This is a genomic window from Chryseobacterium sp. DZ-32, assembly GCF_059587025.1.
Genome location: NZ_JCAIOM010000009.1, coordinates 44017 through 68324, shown reverse-complemented (window position 1 = coordinate 68324; position 24308 = coordinate 44017). Strand labels below are relative to the sequence as shown.

Annotated in this window: 25 protein-coding genes; 13 read left to right on the top strand and 12 right to left on the bottom strand. The window is 36.6% G+C overall.

The window, feature by feature from the left end:
- Window positions 1–85 precede the first annotated feature (85 nt).
- The 3 genes from AC59HC_RS11745 to ychF all read left to right on the top strand — a co-directional run bounded on the left by AC59HC_RS11745 (window position 86) and on the right by ychF (window position 3764).
- The gene (locus tag AC59HC_RS11745; protein WP_343641350.1) at window positions 86–1702 is read left to right on the top strand and encodes a glycoside hydrolase family 10-like protein; all 1617 of its coding nucleotides are present in this window, start codon (window positions 86–88) and stop codon (window positions 1700–1702) included.
- A gap of 240 nt (window positions 1703–1942) precedes the next feature.
- Complete coding sequence (locus AC59HC_RS11740; RefSeq protein ID WP_330746661.1) at window positions 1943–2494, top strand: ferritin; 552 nt, start codon at window positions 1943–1945, stop codon at window positions 2492–2494.
- Window positions 2495–2672: 178 nt separating this feature from the next.
- Window positions 2673–3764 carry a redox-regulated ATPase YchF gene (gene ychF / locus AC59HC_RS11735; protein WP_202838764.1) on the top strand — a complete coding sequence of 364 codons (1092 nt, stop codon included), beginning with the start codon at window positions 2673–2675 and terminating at the stop codon, window positions 3762–3764.
- A 159-nt stretch (window positions 3765–3923) separates the two neighbouring features.
- On the opposite strand, the gene AC59HC_RS11730 is transcribed toward ychF, so the two are convergent.
- Genes AC59HC_RS11730 through AC59HC_RS11715 form a run of 4 tightly spaced genes read right to left on the bottom strand, consistent with a single transcriptional unit; the run spans window position 3924 to window position 4814 of the window.
- Window positions 3924–4169, bottom strand: a complete 246-nt coding sequence (locus AC59HC_RS11730) for a bacteriocin (RefSeq protein WP_343641347.1) — start codon at window positions 4167–4169, stop codon at window positions 3924–3926.
- Window positions 4170–4202: 33 nt separating this feature from the next.
- Window positions 4203–4361: a hypothetical protein gene (locus AC59HC_RS11725; protein WP_165490835.1), complete on the bottom strand. Its 159-nt coding sequence runs from the start codon at window positions 4359–4361 to the stop codon at window positions 4203–4205.
- A 36-nt stretch (window positions 4362–4397) separates the two neighbouring features.
- Window positions 4398–4595, bottom strand: a complete 198-nt coding sequence (locus AC59HC_RS11720; protein ID WP_062675157.1) for a hypothetical protein — start codon at window positions 4593–4595, stop codon at window positions 4398–4400.
- Between the two features lie 30 nt (window positions 4596–4625).
- Window positions 4626–4814, bottom strand: a complete 189-nt coding sequence (locus AC59HC_RS11715; protein ID WP_062675156.1) for a hypothetical protein — start codon at window positions 4812–4814, stop codon at window positions 4626–4628.
- Between the two features lie 279 nt (window positions 4815–5093).
- Here AC59HC_RS11715 and AC59HC_RS11710 point away from each other — a divergent pair, with 279 nt between their 5' ends.
- Together AC59HC_RS11710 and AC59HC_RS11705 are read left to right on the top strand one after the other, a co-directional pair.
- Window positions 5094–6032, top strand: coding sequence for a helix-turn-helix domain-containing protein (locus tag AC59HC_RS11710; RefSeq protein ID WP_411413046.1), 939 nt, complete (start codon window positions 5094–5096; stop codon window positions 6030–6032).
- 89 nt (window positions 6033–6121) lie between these two features.
- Window positions 6122–6886 carry an SDR family NAD(P)-dependent oxidoreductase gene (locus AC59HC_RS11705; RefSeq protein WP_202838767.1) on the top strand — a complete coding sequence of 255 codons (765 nt, stop codon included), beginning with the start codon at window positions 6122–6124 and terminating at the stop codon, window positions 6884–6886.
- 89 nt (window positions 6887–6975) lie between these two features.
- On the opposite strand, the gene AC59HC_RS11700 is transcribed toward AC59HC_RS11705, so the two are convergent.
- Complete coding sequence (locus AC59HC_RS11700; protein ID WP_171006339.1) at window positions 6976–7152, bottom strand: hypothetical protein; 177 nt, start codon at window positions 7150–7152, stop codon at window positions 6976–6978.
- Between the two features lie 421 nt (window positions 7153–7573).
- Complete coding sequence (locus AC59HC_RS11695) at window positions 7574–8722, bottom strand: methionine aminotransferase (RefSeq protein ID WP_496558646.1); 1149 nt, start codon at window positions 8720–8722, stop codon at window positions 7574–7576.
- Window positions 8723–8945: 223 nt separating this feature from the next.
- On the opposite strand from AC59HC_RS11695, the gene AC59HC_RS11690 reads away from it, so the two are divergent.
- The 8 genes from AC59HC_RS11690 (at window position 8946) to AC59HC_RS11655 (ending at window position 18611) form a co-directional block, all read left to right on the top strand.
- Window positions 8946–9497 (top strand): DUF2867 domain-containing protein, encoded by a 552-nt coding sequence (locus AC59HC_RS11690; RefSeq protein WP_110011012.1) that lies wholly within the window; start codon window positions 8946–8948, stop codon window positions 9495–9497.
- 321 nt (window positions 9498–9818) lie between these two features.
- On the top strand, window positions 9819–11705 hold the full coding sequence (locus AC59HC_RS11685; RefSeq protein ID WP_110010988.1) for a DNA topoisomerase IV subunit B: 1887 nt from the start codon (window positions 9819–9821) through the stop codon (window positions 11703–11705).
- A 107-nt stretch (window positions 11706–11812) separates the two neighbouring features.
- Entirely contained in the window at window positions 11813–12319 is a 507-nt protein-coding gene (locus AC59HC_RS11680; protein WP_110010987.1) for a hypothetical protein, read from the top strand.
- Complete coding sequence (locus AC59HC_RS11675; RefSeq protein ID WP_411413049.1) at window positions 12294–14885, top strand: DNA gyrase/topoisomerase IV subunit A; 2592 nt, start codon at window positions 12294–12296, stop codon at window positions 14883–14885. Before AC59HC_RS11680 ends, AC59HC_RS11675 begins: the two co-directional genes overlap by 26 nt.
- 37 nt (window positions 14886–14922) lie before the next feature.
- Window positions 14923–15564: a rhomboid family intramembrane serine protease gene (locus AC59HC_RS11670; protein WP_429814224.1), complete on the top strand. Its 642-nt coding sequence runs from the start codon at window positions 14923–14925 to the stop codon at window positions 15562–15564.
- Between the two features lie 30 nt (window positions 15565–15594).
- On the top strand, window positions 15595–16683 hold the full coding sequence (locus AC59HC_RS11665; protein ID WP_496558645.1) for a helix-turn-helix domain-containing protein: 1089 nt from the start codon (window positions 15595–15597) through the stop codon (window positions 16681–16683).
- 159 nt (window positions 16684–16842) lie between these two features.
- Window positions 16843–17628: an SDR family NAD(P)-dependent oxidoreductase gene (locus AC59HC_RS11660; protein ID WP_496558644.1), complete on the top strand. Its 786-nt coding sequence runs from the start codon at window positions 16843–16845 to the stop codon at window positions 17626–17628.
- Window positions 17625–18611, top strand: a complete 987-nt coding sequence (locus AC59HC_RS11655; protein ID WP_496558643.1) for an NAD-dependent epimerase/dehydratase family protein — start codon at window positions 17625–17627, stop codon at window positions 18609–18611. Before AC59HC_RS11660 ends, AC59HC_RS11655 begins: the two co-directional genes overlap by 4 nt.
- 17 nt (window positions 18612–18628) lie before the next feature.
- Here AC59HC_RS11655 and AC59HC_RS11650 read toward each other — a convergent pair whose 3' ends face one another.
- From AC59HC_RS11650 to yaaA, 6 genes are all read right to left on the bottom strand, one after another.
- Window positions 18629–20170 carry an L-type lectin family protein gene (locus AC59HC_RS11650; protein ID WP_238349586.1) on the bottom strand — a complete coding sequence of 514 codons (1542 nt, stop codon included), beginning with the start codon at window positions 20168–20170 and terminating at the stop codon, window positions 18629–18631.
- Window positions 20171–20177: 7 nt separating this feature from the next.
- The gene (locus AC59HC_RS11645) at window positions 20178–20750 is read right to left on the bottom strand and encodes a phage tail-like protein (RefSeq protein WP_110010981.1); all 573 of its coding nucleotides are present in this window, start codon (window positions 20748–20750) and stop codon (window positions 20178–20180) included.
- Between the two features lie 532 nt (window positions 20751–21282).
- Window positions 21283–21642: a DUF4180 domain-containing protein gene (locus AC59HC_RS11640; protein ID WP_202838774.1), complete on the bottom strand. Its 360-nt coding sequence runs from the start codon at window positions 21640–21642 to the stop codon at window positions 21283–21285.
- 2 nt (window positions 21643–21644) lie between these two features.
- The gene (locus AC59HC_RS11635) at window positions 21645–22667 is read right to left on the bottom strand and encodes a serine hydrolase domain-containing protein (protein WP_202838775.1); all 1023 of its coding nucleotides are present in this window, start codon (window positions 22665–22667) and stop codon (window positions 21645–21647) included.
- A 29-nt stretch (window positions 22668–22696) separates the two neighbouring features.
- Window positions 22697–23545 carry a peptide chain release factor N(5)-glutamine methyltransferase gene (gene prmC, locus AC59HC_RS11630; protein WP_202838776.1) on the bottom strand — a complete coding sequence of 283 codons (849 nt, stop codon included), beginning with the start codon at window positions 23543–23545 and terminating at the stop codon, window positions 22697–22699.
- Window positions 23546–24304 carry a peroxide stress protein YaaA gene (gene yaaA / locus AC59HC_RS11625; protein ID WP_496558642.1) on the bottom strand — a complete coding sequence of 253 codons (759 nt, stop codon included), beginning with the start codon at window positions 24302–24304 and terminating at the stop codon, window positions 23546–23548. It lies immediately after the preceding gene.
- Window positions 24305–24308: the final 4 nt, after the last annotated feature.

The window sequence follows — 24308 nt, the reverse complement described above, 5'->3', positions numbered from 1 at the left end:
TTTTTCTATACCTACCCATTAAATGCTTATTTTGGCATAATAATCTCTGAAATAAAAAAATAAATTTTAAAGTAGTTTTGTGACTATGAGAATGAATAAATTAAAACTTATCGTTTTATTGGGCGTTTTTGCATCTTACGCTACCTCCTGTTCCGTTCAGAACAACGTTGTAAAAACACCTTCCGCGAAGAATCCGACAAAACCAATCAACAATACAAATCCTCCGAAAGTAAATCCGACAGCTGTAAAACCTGCTACAAATACAGGAGCTTCCGGTGAAGAAAATTTCAGAACCAATCTTCCGGAAATCAAAAGAGAATTCCGTGGAGCATGGATCGCAAGTGTTGCCAATATCAACTGGCCATCGAGAAATGATCTTACGGTGGATCAGCAGAAAGCAGAAGCAATCAGTATGCTTGATATGCTGAAAGATAACAATTTCAACGCCGCTATTTTCCAGATCAGACCTTCGGCAGACGCCCTTTATACCAGTAATATCGAACCATGGTCTTACTTTCTGACCGGAGAAACAGGAACTGCACCATATCCCAATTATGACCCGCTTCAGTTCTGGATTGAAGAAGCTCATAAAAGAGGTCTGGAACTGCATGTCTGGTTAAACCCTTACCGTGCACATCATACCAACGGAGGCGCAGTAAATAAGCTTTCAATGGCCAATAAACTGTCTGATATTGTGGTTAGACTAAAGAACGGAATGTATTGGTTTGATCCTGCTAATCCGAAAACACAAGGTCACGTATCCAATGTGGTGAAAGATATTGTAAAAAGATATGATATTGACGCTGTACATTTCGACGATTATTTCTATCCTTATGCTACTTACAACAAAGGTGCGGATTTTCCTGATAATGCAAGCTGGAATGCCTATGTAAGCAGTGGCGGAACCTTATCCAGGGCAGATTGGAGAAGGGATAACGTGAATAAATTTGTAGAACGTATCTATAAAGAAATTCACGCAGAAAAAAATAATGTAAGATTCGGGATCAGCCCGTTCGGAATATGGAAACCAGGATATCCGGCAGGAGTTGTAGGATCATCACAATATGATGAACTGTATGCAGACGCTAAATTATGGTTAAATAAAGGCTGGGTAGATTATTTCTCACCACAGCTTTACTGGCCTATAGATTCCAAAGGACAAAGCTTCGAAGGCCTGTTAAGCTGGTGGCAGTCTGAAAATACAATGAAACGTCACCTGTGGCCGGGATTGAATACTGTTGAAATAAAAGTATCAGACCGTCCGGCTGAAATCAAAAACCAGATTGCAATTTCCAGAAATATCCTTAAAAATGATGCCGGAGAAATTCATTGGAGTATTGCCGGGCTTACCAAAAATCCAAATATGCTTCCCGCTTTGAAAAGCGGACCATACAATGAAAAAGCATTAGTTCCAAAATCTCCGTGGATTAAAGCGGTCCCATTGCAGACTCCAACCTTGTTTATTGCTGATAACGGAAGCTTTGCTCAGACAAGCTGGAGTACAAAAAATGCCGCTGATGTTTTCCTGTGGGTACTTTTTACACAGTACAACGGAGTATGGCAAACAGAAATTCTGACATTGGATACGCTTTCAAAAGATATTCCCAAATCTAAAGACGGAAAAAAATTGAATGCTGTTGCCATCAAAGCTATCGACAGATTAGGAAATGAGAGTGATTATACAGCAAGAAAGATTAAATAGTTAGTATACCCATTCTAAATTGGTCATTGCGAACCTTTATGTGAAGCAATTTCAGTAATAAATTTAAAAAACCGGTTCTCAGACAGAACCGGTTTTATTTTAGAATAACTATAAATTATTAATTTAAGTTACTGAATTTCAGTTGTGTTTTAAAGGTGTTTTGGAATTTTTATACGGAATAATAACCCTATCGGAACTGTTTTTGCATGATTCATTCCATAATCACCAAAATATAACATTATGAATACTAAAAGACTTTCCGACAACATGGAAAAGGCATTAAGTGACCAGATGAACAAAGAAATTCATGCATCACACGTTTTTTTATCCTATGGGATCTGGGCTGATGATAAAGGTTATCAGGGTATTGCCAATTTTCTTTACCGCCATGCTCAGGAAGAAAGAAACCACTCCATCAAATTCATGGAATATATCTTAAACCGTGGTGGAAAACCAAAAGTAGACGCTATTCCCGCTCCTCCGGCAGATCCGGACAGCCTTACTGCCTGTTTTGATGGCGTCTTTAAGCATGAAGTTGACAATACAACCGCAATTTACAGAATTGTAGATCTTTCTCTTGAAGAAAAAGACTGGGCTACATGGAATTTTATGCAATGGTTTGTACAGGAACAGATTGAAGAAGAAACATTAGCGCAGAACTTAATTGATAAATTAAAAATTGCAGGCGGCGACAGGGCAACAGATGAATCTTTATTTACTTTAGATAAAACTTTGCAGGAAGCACCCAATGATGTGCCGCTGGCTCAGAATGCTACAGGGGACAATCCTTAAAGCAATTGGTGAAACAAGACCATTTAAAAATCTGTCAGAATATCGGCAGATTTTTTTATTATGAAACTCCCTCAAAAATCACTATCTTTGCACACTCGTAATTCAAGGTTCTGAGTTCAATGTTTAAAGTTGGAGAAACCTTGAGTTACCCTAAACCTTAAACTTTGAATTTTACAATATGAAATGTGGAATCGTAGGCTTACCGAATGTAGGTAAATCAACTCTTTTTAACTGTCTGAGCAACGCAAAAGCTCAATCAGCAAACTATCCTTTCTGTACGATTGAACCGAACCTTGGAACGGTTTCTGTACCGGATCAGAGATTGTTTGAACTGGAGAAAATCGTAAAACCTGAAAGAGTTTTACCAGCTGTGGTTGAAATTGTTGATATTGCAGGTCTTGTAAAAGGAGCCAGCAAAGGAGAAGGGTTGGGAAATCAGTTCCTGGCTAACATCCGCGAGTGTGAAGCGATTATTCATGTTTTAAGATGTTTTGACAACGGAAATATCGTTCACGTAGAAGGTTCAGTAGATCCGTTAAGAGATAAAGAAATTATTGATATAGAACTTCAGCTGAAAGACCTTGAAACGGTAGGAAAAGCAGTTGAAAAAGCTAAAAAATTCATCAAATCAGGAAAGAAAGAGGATATTCTTACTTACGAAACACTTCAGAATTTACAGAAATTCCTTGAAGATGGTAAAAATGCAAGAGAATTTGCTGCTGATGATTTCACAAAATCAATTATCGGAGAAGTTCAGTTGTTGACGAATAAGCCGGTTCTTTACGTTTGTAATGTAGACGAAAACTCTATCAAAAACGGAAATGAATGGATTGCCAAGATTGAGGAAATGGCTGCAGGTGAAGGTGCTGAAGTCGTAGTATTGGCAGCACAGATTGAAGCTGATATCAACGAACTTGAAACTTTCGAAGAAAGAGAAATTTTCCTTGATGAGCTGGGACTTACAGAACCAGGGGTTAACCGTTTGATCAGAAAAGCTTATGATCTTTTAAAACTTCAGACGTATTTTACAGCCGGAGTAAAAGAAGTAAGAGCCTGGACTATCGGACAGGGATGGACTGCTCCACAAGCTGCAGGAGTAATCCACACAGACTTTGAAAAAGGATTTATCCGTGCAGAAGTAATCAAGTATAATGATTATGTAAATTATGGTTCTGAAGTAAAGGTAAAAGAAGCAGGAAAGCTTTCTGTAGAAGGTAAAGAATATATTGTACAGGATGGTGACATCATGCACTTCAGATTCAACGTATAAGAAAAGTATTAAAGTTAGTTATATTAAAAAAGCGCTTTCATGTATTTGGGAGCGTTTTTTGCGTAAAATTAATAATGTAGGCTGTCTGTTTATATTTTGATATTAGGAACAGGTACTAAAAATTACTGCTCCCTGAAGTAGAGAGCAGCATTTTTATTTTTAAAGTGGAATACCTATATCAAACCGGCATTTTGGCTCGATACAGGATGGGGAGAAAACTACACAGTTATTAATGGTATCTGTACATTTTAACTGCGCCTGTCCAGTTCGGCACTCCGGTTCATAGCATGAAGGATGAATCTGTGCGCAAATACCTTGATGGCTGCATATCATCACACCTCCTTTAATGGTTTTCAACTCTTTTTTAGTGAGTTTTTTACCATTATTTACATGTTGATTTCTCATTCGTTAAAGTCTTATGGTTTAGTTTTTTATTGGCTACAATTCAATACCAGGTTGGCATTGAATTTCTGCACAGGTAAAAGAATATTTCTTACAAGTAAGGTCTGGAAGCAAGCACATTTCTTTTCCACCTGTAATTACTCTTAATTGTTTTTTATTCAATTTTTTTCCGTGATTTAAATCTTGATTTTTCATAATGTTTAATTTTTGGTTTAGTGAAGAATTCTATCTTTATGGTTGTGGTCTGCAGATTTTTTGGGCGCATCCCACAGAAATTTTAGTGCAGTTTCTGACATCGTCAGGGGGATAAGTTTCACAAGGAAATTCTGTACATGGTCTTGGTTCCATACAATCTAACATACCTCCTAAAATAGTTTTTAATTGTTTTTTTTCAAGCTTTTTACCTTTGCTTAATTCTACCTTTTTCATAATTTTTTTGTTGATTAAATGATGTTTTATTTATAATTGAGGTCTGCACTCTTTTTGTGCACATTTTGGAGAAATGATTGTGCATCCATATGGATCAGAAGAAGGCTCACAAGGGGTAGGACAAAGAACCGGTTCCATACAGTTGATAAGACCACCTTTAATGGTTCTTAATTCTTTTTTGTTTAATTTTTTTCCGATTTGACTGATTTGATTTCTCATTGATTTGATTTTTAATGGGTTAGTTTTAACGAAAGTAATAAAAATAAATGAAGTATATCACTGTCTTTAGAAAAAAATGGAGAATTTTTTAAATATTTTATTATGGTATTGATGGTGAATATTAACTATAATCGGAAAATACATTGAATTTTTCAATAAGTTAATAAGGCTTTATTTTTGAGATGTAAAAAGACTTTTTTCTCTGCCAAACAATCTGGACTCACTTCAAAAAATATTGGTTGATAAGTTCGTATATTTGAATTTTACAAATTATTTGTGATGGAAAAATTAGCATTTACTTCACTGGAAGATTTTTATAATGAGATGGCTGCCAAACTGGGCAAAGATCTTGAAAGTATTTTTCCAAAGGGACTTCACAAAGACATTGGTCATTTTAATGTCTTCGATATTGCCCAGACCATCGAAAAGGTAAAAACCACTTCTGAAATGCCCTATAACAGAAGGAAGTATTATAAGATCAGCTTTATAAAAGGACGGAACCGGGCAGAATATGCAGACAAGGTCATCTCAATTAAACAGAACGCTTTGTTATTTGCAACGCCTAAGGTTCCTTATCACTGGGTTCCTGAAGACCCTGATCAGTCAGGAAGTTTCTGTGTTTTTACCGAAGACTTTTTCATCAAGGATAAATCGTACTATAACCTCGAAGATCTTCCTATATTTCAGCCAGGTGGAGTGCCGATCTTTGAAATTGATGGTGAGCTGGCAGAAGAGATTGAAAACCTTTTTAAAAAGATAAAAAAGGAAATTGACTCAGATTATGTTTTTAAATATGATCTTATCAGAAACTATGTTCTGGAGCTGATCCATTACGGACAGAAATTACAGCCTGCTTCCAAAATATCATCGTCAAATGATGCATCTATGAGAGTGGTTTCTTTGTTTATAGAGCTGCTGGAAAGACAGTTCCCTATAGAATCCTGGGAACAGAGACTGCAATTGAAGACTGCAAAAGATTATGCAGACCGGTTGGCGGTTCATGTCAATTACTTAAACAAAAGATTAAAGGAAAGTACAGGAAAAACTACTACGGAGTTTATTTCGGACCGGATTATTCAGGAAGCTAAAATACTTTTAAAACAGACGAAATGGAATGTTTCAGAAATATCGTATGCGCTGGGATTTGAGGAAATTGCCCACTTTTCTAATTTCTTTAAAAGGAAAACTTCTTTTACTCCATTAGAATTTCGTTCCTGATTTGAATTTTGCAAATTTCAGATTGATTCAAGCAAACCCTTCAGTCTGAAAATTTCCCAACTTTGTACCATCAAAATAATCAAAATACAATGAACACAAAAACAAATATTGCACTGGTAACCGGAGGAAGCCGTGGATTAGGGAAAAACTCAGCAATTAAAATTGCTCAAAAAGGACTGGATGTAATTATCACCTACAGAAGCAACAGGGAAGAAGCAGAAACTGTTGTCAATGAGATCAAATCAATGGGAAGGAATGCTGTTGCATTTCAGCTTGACACAAAAGATATTAAGAGCTTTGATACTTTTGTGAAAAACGTAACAGATCACTTGCAGCAAAATACAGGAAGCACTCATATTGACTACCTGATCAATAATGCAGGAACAGCCCTATATTCACCGATTACAGAAGTGACGGAAGAACAGTTGGACGATGTGGTAGACATTCATTTTAAAGGTGTATTTTTTCTGACTCAGAAATTATTGCCATTTATCAATGACGGAGGAGGAATTATCAACGTGTCTTCAGGCTTGGCAAGATTCGCAACACCGGGATCTTCTGTTTACGGATCCATCAAAGCAGGCGTTGAAATGCTCACAAAATATATGGCAAAAGAATTAGGTTCAAGAAAAATCAAAGCCAATGTTGTAGCGCCGGGAGCTATTGAAACAGATTTTGGCGGCGGAAGGGTGAGAGATAATGGAGAAATCAATGCCATGGTAGCTGGTGCTACAGCTTTGGGAAGAGTAGGTCTTCCGGATGATATTGGTGGAGTAGTAGCGTTCCTGTGTACGGAAGATGCAAGATGGATCAACGGGCAAAGAATTGAAGTTTCAGGAGGGATGTTTTTATAAAGTATAATAACCTTAAGTGAATTATTATCTTTAAATAAATCGGCCGGCTCAGAATGAGCCGGCCGATTCCGGATATGGAGTAATGTATTTTATTCAACAGCTTCAAGAGGTTCCGGCAACTGACATTTCTGTTCTGAACAGCCGGGTCCGATGTAGATACAGTAGCCTGAAGAATTGGTACATCTTATGTTGCCCAATCCTCCGTGGAATTTATGCAGCTCTTTTCTGGTTAATTTTTTTCCTTTGTTTAAATTCTTGTTTTTCATGGTAGTTTTATTTTGGTAATTATTGATTTATTATTTTTTTGATTTAGATAAAATAGGAAAAATAAACTAAATAAGTCACTAAATAATGATTATATATGATAACATTACTATCGATAAAACTGTAAAAACATTTAAATATCAATATTTACGTATCATTAACAGTCCACTCCTCCGGAGCTTTATTTTTTGCAGGGACTTCATTTTTTTTCTACTAACAGCAGATACCGATGGGATCCTACTGACTGCTAATAGAACGTATTTGTTTTAAATTATAGGTCCAGGGGAGCGACCTGATACTCATGCTTTAATTTAATCGGACAGGAATAATATTATAAATAAATACTCCGCAGATTAAACAGACAAGGCTGACAGTTTTGATCTGCCAATCTGAAAAGTCAAGTGGGTGAAAAATAGATGACTGTTAAACCTTTGATAAATTTTCAAGGGCTTTTTCCAGTGTTTCCTGCTTCTTCGCAAAGCATAATCTGATCACATTCTCGTTCAGCCTGTTTTTATAAAATGAAGAGAAAGGAACGCTGGCAACCTTATGATTGATGGTAAGTTCTGAAGCAAAATCAAAATCATTTTTATCTGAAATTTTATCATATTTTACTGCCTGGAAATAAGTTCCTTCACAATCCAGAAGTTCAAATGGTGTGCTTGCAAGTCCTTTTCTCAGGAAATCTCTTTTTTCCTGGAAAAACTGATTAAGATGGGTGTAATGTTCATCCTTTTTCATGTATTCTGCCAGTGCGAGCTGAATGGGAGTGTTTACGCAAAAAACATTAAATTGATGAACCTTTCGGAATTCATCTGTTAGGTTTTTTGGTGCAGCACAATAGCCCACTTTCCATCCGGTAACATGGAAAAGTTTCCCAAAAGAGGCTACAAGAAGGCTTCTTTCTTTCAGCTCAGGGTATTTACAGATGCTTATATGTTGTTTTCCGTCAAAAACAATATTTTCATATACTTCATCACTCAGAATAAGAATAGAAGTTCCTTTTACAATCTCAATAAGTTCCTGTATATCATTTTCTTTCAGTATTTTTCCTGAAGGGTTGTTGGGGTTGTTAAGAATGATCATCCTGGTCTTTTCACTGACAAGACTTTTTACGGCAGCCCAGTCGATTTCGTAATCCGGAGCTTTCATTTCAAAGCGCTTTATAATTCCCCCGAAAAGTTCCACAGTAGGTTCATAGCAGTCATATGCCGGTTCAAAAATAATCACTTCGTCATCCCTTTTAATAAAGGAGGCGATAGCGGTAAAAATGGCCTGGGTACCGCCTGCGGTAACTGTTATTTCAGAATCCGGATGGTATATTGCCTGATGGCTGTTTTCAATTTTTCGTGCAATTTCTTCCTTTAAGCCAATCATTCCACCAAGAGGAGCGTACTGATTGAACCCTTTTTTGATAAAGTGATCCACATTATTGAGTAATTCCGGATCTGGCATAAAATCAGGAAAACCCTGAGAAAGATTGATCGCCTCATTTTCATTGGCAAGTTGAGTCATCTGGCTGAAAATAGTAGTTCCTACATTGGAAAGTTTTGATAAAGGAAGTTGTATCATAAAAGCAGTTTTGTTGACCGAATTTAATGAAATATTTAAAACAGTTTGAACTTATGGTAATAAAAATCAGAAAATAGCAGGTTTAAAGAGAATGATGGAAAATTGTAAATTAAATAGTCAGTTTCATAGTATAAAATAAATTTAAACATTTGTTTAGATTTTCCTTTTAAATGAATGGAAAGATACTTACATTTGTTAGACAACAACCATAAAACCAATGACAATGAAGATTAAGAAGACAAAGTTTCCTGAAAAATCTGTTTTATCTCCGGGAAAAAAAGATTTCGATTATATTGATAGTTTTCAGGGAGAACTTACAGAATGTGGCAGAAATATCGATATCTCAGAAATAGGAAAAGCTTTCTTTACAAGCGGGCCAAAATGGGGAAAGAAAATGTTTGCTTTCAGAAATAGAGTAATGGGATTATTCGGTTTAAAGACAGGTTCTGAAAATGAGAAGCAACAAGCAGAGAAGGTTTTCCAATGCGAAATTGGCGAACGAGCGGGACTTTTTAAGATTTTTGATAAGACCAGTAACGAAATTGTTCTGGGAGAAGATGATAAACATCTGGATTTCCGGGTTTCTCTTTTAATTGACAAAAATAGTAAAGATGTCAATCAAAACTCACTTACCATCTCTACTACGGTAAAATTTCATAACTGGTGGGGCGTTTTGTACTTTTTACCCGTTCGTCCTTTCCATAAGCTGATTGTTCCGGCTATGCTGAAAAATATAATCGGGCAGCTGGAAAAGAATAAATTGTATACAGTGTAAATATTGAAATAAAAGACCATCTACATAACAGGATGGTCTTTTTTAAAGGAATAAACTTAATAAAGTTTAATAATAAATCAATATCTCGGTTGGTTATTCACCACCCTTAGAGTCTGTAATAAAAACATGTTGAAAAGAATAAAATTATAAAGAATATGAGGAAAGTAAAGAAATTTTTCACTTGATAATGATAATTTCGTAAATATATAATTTGATTAAAAATACTACAATGTTTGCAGTGAAATATTGAAAAAAACAAGTTGAAAAAATTCGGATAATTTTGGACAATTTTGTACTTTTGTATGTTTGCTGAAATCATATATGTCACAAGAAATAAATCCAACCTACTCCGAAGATAATATCAGAACCCTTGATTGGCAGGAACACATCCGTCTGCGCCCCGGTATGTACATCGGGAAGCTCGGTGACGGTTCTTCCGCTGATGATGGTATTTATATCCTGCTAAAAGAAATTCTTGATAACTCTATTGATGAGTTCAGAATGAGAGCAGGAAAAAGAATTGAAATAAAGCTGGATGACGGTAAAGTTACCATCCGTGACTTTGGCCGTGGAATTCCGCTTGGGAAAGTGGTAGACGCGGTTTCAAAAATGAATACCGGAGGTAAATACGACAGTAAAGCGTTTAAAAAATCTGTAGGATTGAACGGGGTCGGTACCAAGGCGGTAAATGCCCTTTCAGATTATTTCAGAGTCCGTTCTTTCCGTGACGGAAAAATGAAAGCTGCCGAATTCTCCCGTGGGATGATCAAAGAGAACTTTGACGAGAAAGAAACTTCGGACAGAAACGGTACCGAAATTTCCTTTATTCCTGATGGAGAGATCTTCCTGCATTTCAAATACAGAAAAGAGTATATCGAAAGAATGCTCCGTAACTATGCTTATCTGAATCCGGGACTTAAAATTCTTTTCAACGGAGAAACCTACTATTCTGAAAACGGTCTTAAAGACTTATTGGAAGAAGAGCTGGAAAGCGATATCCTTTATCCGATTGTTCATTTGAAGGATGATGATATTGAGGTTGCCATTACCCATTCCGACAAATCACAGACAGAAACCTATTTCTCTTTCGTTAACGGACAGAATACAACGCAGGGAGGAACACACCTTAATGCTTTCCGTGAAGCATATGTGAAAACAGTTCGTGAATTTTTCAATAAAAGTTTTGATGCTTCTGATATCAGAAAGTCGATCATTGCTGCGATTTCCATCAACGTAGAAGAACCTGTTTTTGAATCCCAGACCAAAACAAAATTAGGATCCAATGACATGGGACCCAACGGACCTACCGTAAGAACATTCATCATTGATTTCCTGAAGAGTAAACTGGACAATTTCTTACACAAAAACCCGGAAATAGCAGAAGCAATTCAAAGAAAAATCTTAATTTCCGAAAGAGAAAGAAAAGAATTATCCGGAATTCAGAAACTGGCCAGAGAAAGAGCAAAAAAAGTATCTCTTCACAATAAAAAACTTCGTGACTGCAGGCAGCATTATAACGACCAGAAAGCCGAAAGAAAAGGAGATACCCAGATCTTTATTACCGAGGGAGATTCTGCATCGGGATCAATCACAAAATCCAGAGATGTAGAAACTCAGGCTGTATTTTCACTGAAGGGTAAACCGCTGAACTGTTATGGTCTTACCAAAAAAGTGGTGTATGAAAATGAAGAATTTAACCTTCTTCAGGCAGCTTTAAATATTGAAGAAAGTCTGGAAGACCTGAGATACAATCAGGTAATTATTGCTACCGATGCCGATGTTGACGGGATGCACATCCGTTTGCTGATGATTACTTTCTTCCTGCAGTTCTTCCCGGATCTGATTAAAAATGGACACCTTTATATCCTTCAGACTCCGTTATTCAGAGTTAGAAATAAAAAAGAAACAAGATATTGCTATACAGAAATAGAAAGGGTAAAAGCATTAAATGAACTGGGGAAAAATCCTGAAATCACGCGATTTAAAGGATTAGGAGAAATTTCTCCTGATGAATTTAAGCACTTTATTGGCAAAGATATCCGCCTGGAGCCAGTAGTAGTAGGAAAAGACCAGACGATTGATCAGCTTCTGGAATTTTATATGGGGAAAAATACTCCGGACAGACAGACTTTTATTCTTGAAAACCTTGTGGTAGAGGATGATACAGATATCGATAAAAAAGAAATACTGGATGAAGTAGAAAATTAAAAAAACTATAACTTTAAAAAACTGGTTGTAAAGCCATTGCAGACTGAAAAAAGCACAACTTTGGATGAAGTAGGAATTATAGTACTTACACAGCCAAAAAAAATAAAATGAGACTAAGTAACCGTAATAAAGCATCAATTTATAATTTTTTATGCACGTTGCTTTTGATGATAACCATGGTTGGCATCATCGCATTTGCTGCTAATGAATATAGGTTTAATGCAGTGGGTAAAGAAAGTTATTTATTGATTATTGTTCCTGCTCTGCTGCTGATTATCTTTTACATCAGCGGAAGACAGATTTTTGAATATGACAGCGATGGAGAAGCTTTGAATTTTAAAAACAGGAATATCATTCCATTTCTGGATAAGCCACTTCACGACGAATTTCCAAAATACAAGCTGATCAAATATGATGTAGTCAGTATTCTCTTTTTCAAAAGATTATACATCACCGTTTCAAGTAAGAATAATGGTTCTGCTATATTGAAGTACCAGATTTCTTATTTGAACAGAAAACAAGTAAACGATTTAAAACTCTCTCTAAACAAAGTAGTGAAAACTAATAAAGAGAAAAAAGATAAACTAGATGATGACAGAAGAATATTCGCATGAGGGTGAAAGCTTAAAAAAAGTCTCCGGTCTCTACAAAGACTGGTTTCTTGATTATGCTTCCTATGTAATTCTGGATAGAGCTATCCCTTCAATATATGATGGTTTAAAACCCGTTCAACGAAGAATTATGCACTCCATGCGGGAGCTGGAAGACGGCCGTTACAACAAAGTGGCCAATATCGTGGGAAATACCATGAAATATCACCCGCACGGTGATGCTTCCATTACAGATGCCATGGTGCAGATCGGGCAGAAAGAGTTGTTAATAGATACACAGGGAAACTGGGGTAATATCTATACAGGAGATTCTGCAGCCGCTGCGAGATATATTGAAGCAAGACTCACCCCTTTTGCTCTGGAAGTAGTATTTAATCCTAAAACTACAGAATGGACAAAGTCTTATGACGGAAGAAACAATGAACCTATCGATTTACCGGTTAAATTCCCTCTGCTTCTTGCACAGGGAGTAGAAGGTATTGGAGTGGGGCTTTCCACCAAAATTCTTCCTCATAACTTTAATGAACTTATCAATGCCTCTGTAGCCTACCTGAAAGGTAAGAAATTTGAACTGTATCCGGATTTTTTAACAGCCGGTTATCTTGACGTTTCTGAATATAATGACGGTCAAAGAGGAGGAAAAGTAAGAGCAAGAGCCAAAATTACCCAGACGGATAAGCATACATTGGTGATTTCTGAACTTCCTTATTCTAAAACAACCACTGATCTTATTGACTCTATTTTAAAAGCCAATGAGAAAGGAAAGATCAAAATCAAAAAAATTGAGGACAATACTTCAGACAAAGTAGAAATCCTTATTCATATCCATAATGATGTTTCACCGGATAAAACTATTGATGCTCTTTATGCATTTACGGACTGCCAGGTGACCATCTCTCCCAATGCCTGTGTGATTGTAGGGGATAAACCTATGTTCCTTACGGTATCCGATATTCTGAAAACGAATACGGATCATACAGTTTCATTGCTGAAGAAAGAATTGGAAATTGAGCTTCATGAGCTTCAGGAAAGCTGGCATTTCTCTTCACTGGAAAGAATTTTCATCGAAAACAGAATCTACCACGATATTGAAGAGGTAAAAACCTGGGAAGATGTACTGAAAACCATTGATGCAGGATTAAAACCCCATACCAAACATCTTTTAAGAGCCGTTACGGAAGAAGATATTTTAAAACTGACAGAGATCAGAATCAAGAGAATTTCAAGATTTGATTTAGATAAGTTTAAGGAAAATATTGCTTCGCTTGAAGGCAAAATAGAACAGGTGAAATACAACCTGGCCAACCTGATCGCTTATGCCATTGAGTATTACTTAAATATTCAGAAGAAATACGGTAAAGACAAACAAAGGAAGACTGAACTCAGAATCTTTGATACCATTGATGCTACAAAAGTAGCCGTAGCCAATGAAAAGTTTTATGCAAATTTCGAAGAAGGCTTTATCGGGACATCTTTGAAGAAAGATCAGTATTTGTTCGACTGTTCTGATATTGATGATATCATCACATTCAGAAAAGACGGAAGTATGAAGGTTGTAAAAGTGGAAGCGAAAACTTTCATCGGAAAAGATATCCTTCATGTTGCCGTATGGAAGAAAAACGATAAAAGGACAGTGTATAATATGATCTACCGTGAAGGCAGGGAAGGACCTTATTATATGAAACGATTCTCTGTAACCGGAGTAACCCGAAATACAGATTATCCGCTAGCTTCAGATAAAAAGGGTTCTGAAACACTCTATTTCTCAGCCAACCCTAATGGAGAAGCAGAAACTGTAACCGTGCTTTTAAAACCAAACCCTAGAATCAGAAAGAACAAAATGGAGATTAACTTCTCCGATCTGGCCATCAAAGGCCGGGATTCCAAAGGAAATCTGGTAACTAAATACGCTGTCAAGAAAGTAGATATGAAGGAAGAAGGGGTTTCTACTCTGGCCCCTAGAAAAATCTGGTTTGATGATACGGTAAGAAGACTGAATGCCGATGCAAGAGGAACACTGCTGGGAAGCTTCAAAGGAGATGATAAGATTCTGACCATCAATACAAACGGTGAAGTAAAACTGGTATCTTTTGACCTTGGCAACCGTTTTGATGATGAATACCTGGTACTGGAAAAGTGGAGACCTGCACAGCCGATTACCTGTATTTATTACGATGGAGAAAAAGATATTTATTTCATTAAGAGATTCTTACTGGAAAATACAGTTAATGTACAGACTTTTATGCCATCTGAACATCCGAAATCATTCATTGAAAATGTAATTGTTGCCAATGATGCCACTGCAGAAATCATTTTTGCAAAAGATAAAGGAAAAGAACGCGATCCGGAAACGATAAATATTGATGAATTTATAGCGGTAAAAGGAATAAAAGCCATCGGAAACCAGTTTACAAAGTTCAAAGTAAAAGCCATCAATATTGCCATTCCTGAACCGGCAGAAGAAGAGCCTGAAGTATACGAAGATCCCGAACCTGCCGGCGAAACCGATGAAGACGGAGGAATGATCGGAGATCTTTTCCAGGATAACGGGAATAATGAAAATGAATAGATCGCATGTTTATTCAGTTATAACATAAAAGAACATAATGGATATAGTTGTTATCATTATCATTGCAGCCACATGTATTTTTAGCTATATGGGTTTCAATAACACAGCATTATTTGAAAAATATAAATTCAACGTCGGAGCGATTGCGAATCGTAAAGAATATGTAAGGCTGATCAGCTCTGCATTTTTGCATGCAGACTTTATGCACTTATTTTTTAATATGCTTTCTCTGTATTTTTTCCAGGGAGTCGTTATTAGTTTCTTTGGAGAAGTAGGATTTTTGATTCTATATTTCGGATCAATGATTCTGGGGAATTTATTCAGCCTGCAGATTTATAAAAAGCAGCCGTGGTATTCTGCAATTGGAGCATCTGGAGCGGTTTCCGGGATTATTTTTGCCTCCATAGCTATGGCTCCGAATGAGATCAGTGTCAACTTTTTGCCGGGATGGTTATTCGGAACACTGTATTTCGGATACTCTGTATACATGATGCTGAATCCCAAGCAGTGGGACAACCTGGGGCATGCTGCTCACCTTGGAGGAGCATTTTTCGGATTGGTTTACTCTATTGTAATGCATCCGCAGCTGGCCATGAGCAATATTCTTTTCTTGGGAATCATGTCACTTCCGCTCATCTATCTAGGATATGAAATTTTTGTAAGAAAGCGAATAGGATAAAAGACTATTTATAATCAAATATCAAAACCAATGAACACATCAGAGTTAAACAGTTTCATCGTGATACTTATCTATGGTTCATTGGTTTTGCTTTCTCTGCTGAAGCTGGCCAACCCCTTAAAAGTAAACCATAAGGCCAATTTCTGGTTCGGGATATTTCTCTTTCTGTGGTCTACTTTTTGGCTGGATGAAGTACTGTTTCTCATCACTGGTTCAATCATCGAGTTTCATTCCTTGTTTTGGGTTAGACTTATCCAGTTTTTTACCCCTATCGTTTTTTACTTTAGTGTACTGTTTTATACCAATCCTTCCTTTACTTTTAAACTTACAGCGGTTAAGTTTTTAATCCTTCCGGCTGCTTTTCTGGTTTGTCTTATATTGATCAAACTGGGATATAAAAAACCATTTGAATATCTCAGTATTATTCTGATCCTGATCCAGGCTCTCTTTTACACGGGGCTTTCCTATATTACCATCAGAAAACATCAAAAGAAAATTCAGCAGTTCTCATCCAATACCGAAGGAATCAATCTGAACTGGTTGGAATATATCATTCTGGTACTACTTATCGTGAATATTATCTATGTGATTTATAATCTGTTCTATGATCCGAAATCACTGAATTTCTTTATCAATGCGGTCTTTTTATCCGTTATCTACTGCGTGGGATACTATTCTATGAAGCAGAAGGAAATTTATCCGTTAGAAGAAAAACAAAGACAGGAGCTGATCTCTATTGATGAAGATTCAGGTCCTGAAGAAGTAAAGAAAAAACTGATATCTGATGAAGAACTATTAAAGATTAAAACCTTGCTGGAAGAAATCATGGAACTTCAGAAACCTTATCTTGACAGTGAACTTAACCTGATCAAGCTGGCTGAAATACTGTCCGTTTCTACCCATCATCTTTCTTATGTCATCAATACAGGGTTTGGAAAAAACTTCTTCCAATACGTTAATGAGTTTAGGGTAGAGTATGCCAAAAAACTTCTGAAAGAACCCAACAATAAATTGTCTGTTTTGGGGATTGCCTATGAAGCCGGATTCAATTCTAAAACCTCTTTCAATACAACCTTTAAAAAAGTGACCGGACAAACACCTTCTGAGTTCAGAAAATAAGTTCAGGTTTATAAACTCTTACTTTTTATTTATTTTAAATAATTGATTATCATATAGTTGTTTATTTTAATTTTCATTTCTTAAAATCAGTTCGTTCAGATAATCCTGAACATTCAGACATCCTCTTTACGATAGCTTTGTACCATACAATTTAAACTTATGGATACCAAAGAATCGTATGCAGTCGTCACGGGCGCAAGCCAGGGACTTGGAAAATCATTTGCTGAACATCTTGCAAAACAAAAAATCAACGTCATTCTTATAAGTCTTCCGGATCAGAATCTCAGAGAATTATCCGGAGAGTTGGAGAAACAGTATGATATAAAGGCTCATTACTATGAAACAGACCTTTCTGTTAATGAAAATGTAATGAAGCTTACAGAATGGCTCAACCGTTCTTTTGATGTTCATATTCTGATTAATAATGCAGGGCTTGGGGGAACAAAAAAATTTACGGAAGCCTCTTCGGATTATATCAACACTATTCTACAGGTGAATGTGGCAGCCACTTCATTGATCACGCATCAGCTGCTTCCTAACCTTTTAAAACAACCCAAAGCCTATATCCTGAATGTTTCAAGTATGGCTGCTTTTTCTCCGATTGGTTTTAAAACCGTATATCCAGCTTCTAAAAGTTTTATCCATTCATTTTCAAGAGGACTGCATGAAGAACTGAAAGATACCAATGTTTTTGTAAGCGTTGTGAATCCCGGGGCAATGAAAACCAATAAGGATGTTTGTGAAAGAATAGAAAAACAAGGTTTTATGGGAAGATTAACACTTTTGAATCCTGATAAAGTAGCTTCATACTGCCTCCGGCAATTATTTAAAAAAGATTCCGTAATTATGGTGAACCCAATCAGCTGGCTGGTGATGAAAATTTTACCCATATGGATCAAACTGCCATTGATGACCCAGGCTATAAAAAGAGAGATCGAAACATGAAAAAAGTATGTGTAACCGGAGCAACAGGGCTTCTGGGAACTAATGTTATCCTTAAATTATTACAAAATGGTTATTCTGTCATTGCTCTGGTGCGTAAGAAAAGCAGCTGGCTGGGCGAAGAAAACGAAAATCTGAAGCTTGTGGAAGCGGATCTTCTGTGCGATATTTCTGGGCACCTGACCGATATTGACTGTATTATTCATGTGGCAGCAGAAACACGTCAGAATCTTCGTTATGATGAATACAGAAAAGTGAATTACGAGGCCGTTGTAAATCTTTTTACCCATGCAGAATTGATGAGCGTAAAAAAGTTTTTGTTTGTGAGTACTGCCAATACCTTAGGATTTGGAAACACCGCATTCCGGGGAAACGAAAAAGCACCCCCAATCTATCCTTTTACCCATTCACTGTATGCTCAAAGCAAGCAGGCTGCGGAAGATTATCTTTTAAAGAAAGGTAAGAACACAGAGGTTATCATTGTTAATCCAACGTTGATGATCGGAGCATATGACAGCAAGCCAAGTTCTGGGAAAATAATCTTCTGGGCATGGAAAAAGAAACTGGTATTTTATCCGAAAGGAGGTAAGAACTTTGTACATGTGGAAGATGCAGCCAATGGAATAGTAAATGCTGTTGAATACGGAAGAACCGGAGAAAAATATCTCCTGGCCAATGAAAACCTGACCTACAGAGAGTTTTTTAAAAAAGTAAACCGGATTACCAGCCAGAACCCGGTTATGATTGCTATTCCCAACACACTTTTGAGTCTCCTTGGATTAATTGGTGATGGTTTAAGAACATTAAAAATAAAAACAAACCTCAGTACCCCCAATATGAAAGCACTGCAGATTTGGAATTATTATTCTAATCAGAAGTCAGCAGACGAGTTGGGGATTCAATATCAATCTATTGATAGGGCAATTGAGGATGCTGTCCGGTATTTTATCGAAAACCCCGTAAATAATAAAAAAACCAGCTCTTAAAAGCTGGTTTTAGAAGGTTATCTTATTATTTTCTGAGTTACATTTTTATTAGAAATAACGCAGGCTTTGCTGCAGTTATTGGCAGTTGAAATATTAACCTGTACCAATGCCGGCAATGATCTGTATTCTTCACTATTGTAAGGTGCTTCAGTACCATTGCTTCCACCTCCTTTAATATCATACTGTATCTGGGCTACTCCTGTGAATCCTGCCGCAGGTTTGAAAGAAAGTGCTCCGGTAGTTGGGAAATAAGTCCATGTTCCCTGACTATTGGTGTAGACACCGCCTGTTATATTGGGAATTACAGCTCCGTTATTATCTAAAAAACGAAATGAATTAAAATCAAGGTTGTTATAGGAAAGGGTTGGAGGATTCTGGCCATTAGCTGAAGAATAAGCCGCATCATTAAGCAAAGGATAATACGTTGACTTTATCCCCGGGCAGCCTGCAAACAAATCATCTGTTACTTCAGCAGCATAAGGTCTTGTAACCCCTAGATTTTTCAGTAAATGTATATTTTTAGCAGCTCCGGTAGATGCTGCAAATCCAATTCTGAAAGTAGAAGGAGGCGAAGTATCCAGAGTCCTTACCGTAGTGTTGGAAATGGTAGTCTCGGTATATTTCAGCGAAGTAGGGTAGTAATAATTGTCAATCACCTTTTCTTTCACCGTTCCGTGCTGGATTTCCAGGGTTATATTGTAACCGCCGGCCGGATTGGGAACAAGGGTAACATATGCTTTACGGAATCTTGCATCATTTTCATTCTGAGGAATTGTAGTTCCGCCACTTTCAATGCTGAACTGTTGAAGTGCTGTATTTTTAATCCCGATATATTTCCCTGTTGCCGTATCCAGATAAGCAGATCGGTTGCTGCTGGTTGGTAAAGCATTGGTTGCGATACTGTAAAGCAGCGGATAACCGTTATATCCTGCAGGCTCAGCTGAAGACAGATACTGGTTTCCACGCTTTCCTCTTAATGAAACGTTGCTGCGACCATCTGCCAGTCCCACCCCAAATATTCCGTTTCTGATCCTTTCAGTTTGTTTAAAACTTGTTTTAAAATTTCCGTATTCATCCAGACCTATTCCCAGATAACCACCTCTCAGTCCTTCCGTAGATTCTCCTCCACGTACAAAACTATATCCTAATCCTCCACCAAAATATCCGAGGTTAAGCTGATCTTTAGGAATAGAACCATCTACCAGGAATATGGAAATTCCATCTCCTCCGTTGGTATTTCCTCCATAAATGGCAAATTCAAATTCAAACTTGATTCCCTGATCACTTTTGAATATTTTATCCGCCAATATCACTCCTCCTGAAATATTATTCACACTTCGGGTGAGCCTTAGCCCGTCTGTGGTAAAGGTTGCGTCATTCTGAACACCGCTGGTAGCTACCTTATAGGCTTCCTGTGGCTGTAATCCCTGAGTAAAGTTTACAAAATAAGGATAACCGGTTCCCTGTTCGTTCTGAGCCTGAATGTTTTGAGAACAGGCAAATAAGGAAAAGGTAAACAAAAACCTTTTGTACCGTAAAATTGAGCTGCTGTTTATCATAACTCAATTATTTAACAACAAAAACAATATTGATAAAAGAACAGTCAGTAGCTGCAGCTTTTACATCATAAGTCATAACTCCGTCATCAGAAATAGAAATATTACTGAATACATTAGGGTCGGCATCGGTTACATAATAGTAAAGATCTTTACTGGACGGGAAAAAAGGAATAGAAGCTGGAGCACTGGTACTCTTTGCTTTTGGAGATCCAAACTGTGTTTTATACAATGTATACAAATCTTTAGTCCGGCCAGTAGCTGTGATGGAAGTGTCAAAAGAAACACTAGGCATATAAAACATTTTTACGGCATTGCTGCTGATACAAAGCCAATCCGGTTTGAGAGGAGTACCGATATTCTGACTTAAACATTTCTTATCTGTATCGTAGATAAGAAGCGAGTTGGCAGGATTGGCAATAGCATCTCTTTGTACTGTAGTCAGTCTGGGTATCAGCATTCCTTTATTTTGACTATAAACATCCAGAATCGCACTCTGGTCAGGGGTAGATGTGTTAATCCCTACTTGAGCGAAAGAAAGCGAGCTTGCAAAAACGATTGGTAGAAATAATTTTTTAATCATGATGTCTTAATAATTTTTATTTGTGTGTTTTTTGTTTTTTACAGGAAGAAATCTTTATAAGGCTTAATTTCATAAAGGCAATAGATATAACCAACAAGTCCATTAATACAATGAATTGTTTTGCTCAAATAATAGCCAGACGAGACTTTTGTTCAAAAGCTCATCAACAGATATAGCAAGTATGCTTCATAAAGAAATATCCTATACCTACCTGGGTGGTTGAAAAATTAAATGATTATGTAGCCGTATAAGCTCTTAAATAAGTAAGATTCATATTCCCTCGTGTTTTTTGCAAATGTACAAAGAAATGTTCAGATGTTTATGGTTATAGAATTAATTCTAGTCTTCTCTTAATGATTAGTGTAATTTGTATTGAATTTTTACACAAGCTTACCAATTGGTAAGATTATTTTTATTATGTACATCTTTGTATTGTGGTAAGAAATTAAAAAAACAGATGATGTTGGGGTAGTGACAGCTTAAATTGAAGAAAAATTTTTCCGTTTTTGTATCTAAAGAATTGAAAAATAGACTATTTTGAAAAATTAGCTAAAGCATCTTCCAATGCTTGTACAAAATTAATGTGATTTGTTTTATTACTTTCAAAAATAAAATCCCTCATACTTTTGCTTTCATATTTACTGAAATCGCCAACAATAGCCAGTCCTATGCGGTAGTTTGAAAATTTCTGTAGAATTTCCCCAGCAATTTTTGTTTTTAAATCAAAGAATTCTGGAGTAATATTTTTTTCGTGAAGAATAACTTTGTCAAACCCCTGATAATAGATATTTCCCATAAGATCCAACCCGTCTTGTGCAGACCGGATAATGATGTCATCAGAAATAATTTCTGCAATTTTAATAGAATTGATTTCGTGTTGCTGAATAATCATGTTTACTGTATTGTTTTTTTTATGTCATGTAGAAAGTGGTGTGGCGGAAATGCATCTCCCTGATTGGTAAGTGCAATAATACAGCTGTTATGCTCCAAATCTCTCCAGAATAAAGCTTTAAAACCGTTCAGGCCACCTGTATGCATTGCTGATTTTTCTCCGCTTTTATTCTCTATGTACCACGCAAAGCCGTAATTTGATATTTGTCCGTCAGATAACTGGAAAGGAGAATACATCATACTTATATTTTCTTTATTAATAAAAGAATTGTTTCGTAAAGCCTGATCAAATTTATAGAGATCTTCAGGAGTAGAGTAGATTCCACCGTCACCGGTTGTTAAAATTGAATAATCATCAGGCTGCTTTTGTTCATTATATCCGAGTGCTCTATTGTGAATAACTGTCCCAGGTTCATACACATAAGTGTTATTCATTTTTAATGGAGTAATAATCTGTTCATTGATGAATGTACTGTATGATCTACCTGAAACCTTTTCAATAATCAGAGAAAGAACAATATATCCGGTATTGCTGTACTTAAACTTGCTGTCCGGAACAAAATCAAGATTTTTAAGATCAAACAGCCAGTTTATTACCTCCTGATTCGTTAATCCTCTTTTAGAAAACAGGTTTTCATAATCCCTGATTCCTGAAGTATGATGCAAAAGCTGTCTGATCGTAATGTTTCTGGCATATTCAGGAAGCGTTATAAACCGGGATGCTTTATCATCAAACTTCAATAAACCTTTTTGCTCCAGCATGATAATAGCTGCTGCAGTGAAGGGTTTACTGAGGGATGCAATGTAAAATGAGGTATTTTTATCTGTTTTCAGCCCTTTTTCAAAGTTGCGGAAACCCAAAGCCGTATCGCAAACAATCCTGCCGTTGTTCACAATCAAAACGGAACCGTTGAACTCTCCTTTACTATAATATTTACTCACCACATCCCGAGGATGCTTTTGGCAGGATACCAGTTGCATAATCAGTGAAAGACAAATGAGAATTTTCCATAGTAAAGTTTTCATAGGTTCAGTATTTAAACAGGTAAAATTACTTATTTCCCTGCATAAATAAATCGGTCATTTTCAGATAAATCCTTCAATAGTTGTGCATTAGGAAAATCCTGATAAAGACTGAGTGTTTCCAGCCCCAGCTTCTGATTGATTTCAAGGAATACAAGTCCGTTCTCATTCAAATACTTTTCAGCATCTTCCGCAATTTTTCTGTAAAAGATCAAAGCATCTGAAGTAGGGGAGAAAAGGGCCATTTTAGGTTCAAATTCTTTCACAGAATCAGCAATTTCAATCTCCTCCTCAATTCCTATATAGGGCGGATTTGAAATAATGATATCATAATTTTCAGCCAGATCAAAATTAAGATAGTCGGCATGAATGAACCGGATTTTCAATTGGTGATACTCTGCATTTCTTTGGGCTGTCTTCAAAGCTTTCTCAGAAAAATCAATAGATGAAACCTCTGCTTCTGGGAAATGTTTCTTTAAAACCAATGGAATAACTCCGCTTCCGGTTCCTATATCCAAAATCTTTAGACCTGGAACCTTTAACTTTGAACCTTTAATCTCCCTGATAGCAATTTCCAATAGTTCTTCTGTTTCAGGGCGGGGAATCAGAACATTTTCATCCACAAAGAATTTCATTCCGTAAAATTCTGTTTCTCCTAATATCTGCTGATAAGGTCTTCCGGTTTTAAGTTCTGAAACAAGAAAACACAGTTTTTCCTTATCATCAGTCAGAAGCTCCTGTTCAGCAAATCTTCTTTGCTGAAATGAATCGAAACCTACGATTTGATGAATGAATAAAGACGATAAAAACACACTTTCCGAGTCTGTATAAAGATCGGAAAGTTCTGTTTTGAAATATTTTTTAAATCCTGAGATTGTCATTTATCTTGTAAAAACCAGTTTTGTATCTGTAGACTTCTCTTCATCAATTCTGTATCCTTCATAGTTGAATGCTTTTACATCCTCCAGTGTTTTGGCATTGGTCTCTGCGCAGAATCTAACCACAAGACCTCTGGCATGCTTTGTATACACAACAATGGTCTTCAGTTTTCCATCTTTTAATTCATAAAAATCAAAATCAATGACTTTGTGATTCAGTTTTTTTCTGTCGATTACTTTTCCATACTCGTTGCTGGCAAGGTGAAGGAGGATTTCTCCTTTTTTCATCTCAGAATTCAACTGCTCTGTAATCTTTTCTCTCCAGAATTCGTATAGGTTTTTATATTGCTCAAATTCAAAAGGACGGCCCATTTCAAGTCTGTAAAGCATTACTTTATCAGATGGTTTCAGTAAGCCGTAAAGCCCGGAAAGGATTCTGTAGTTTTTTTGAAGGTAATCTACAGCATTTTTATCCAGTGTTTTAGCATCAAGACCTCTGTAAACCTCTCCTGTAAAGGCAAACATTGCAGGAGCAGATTCTTTTGCTGTAGGTTTGGACTTCCATTTTTGATTTCTTTCCCAGTTTTCATCAGCAAGCTTTGGGGATATTTCCATAAGCTCGGAAAGGTATTTTGGTGATTTTTCTTTTAAATAAGATTGTATCAATGCTGCATCTTCAATGAATCTTGGAGTAGTGGTTTTCAACAGATCCGTTGAATTTTCCGTGTTCATTAATTTGGCAGGAGATGTTATAATTTTCATAATG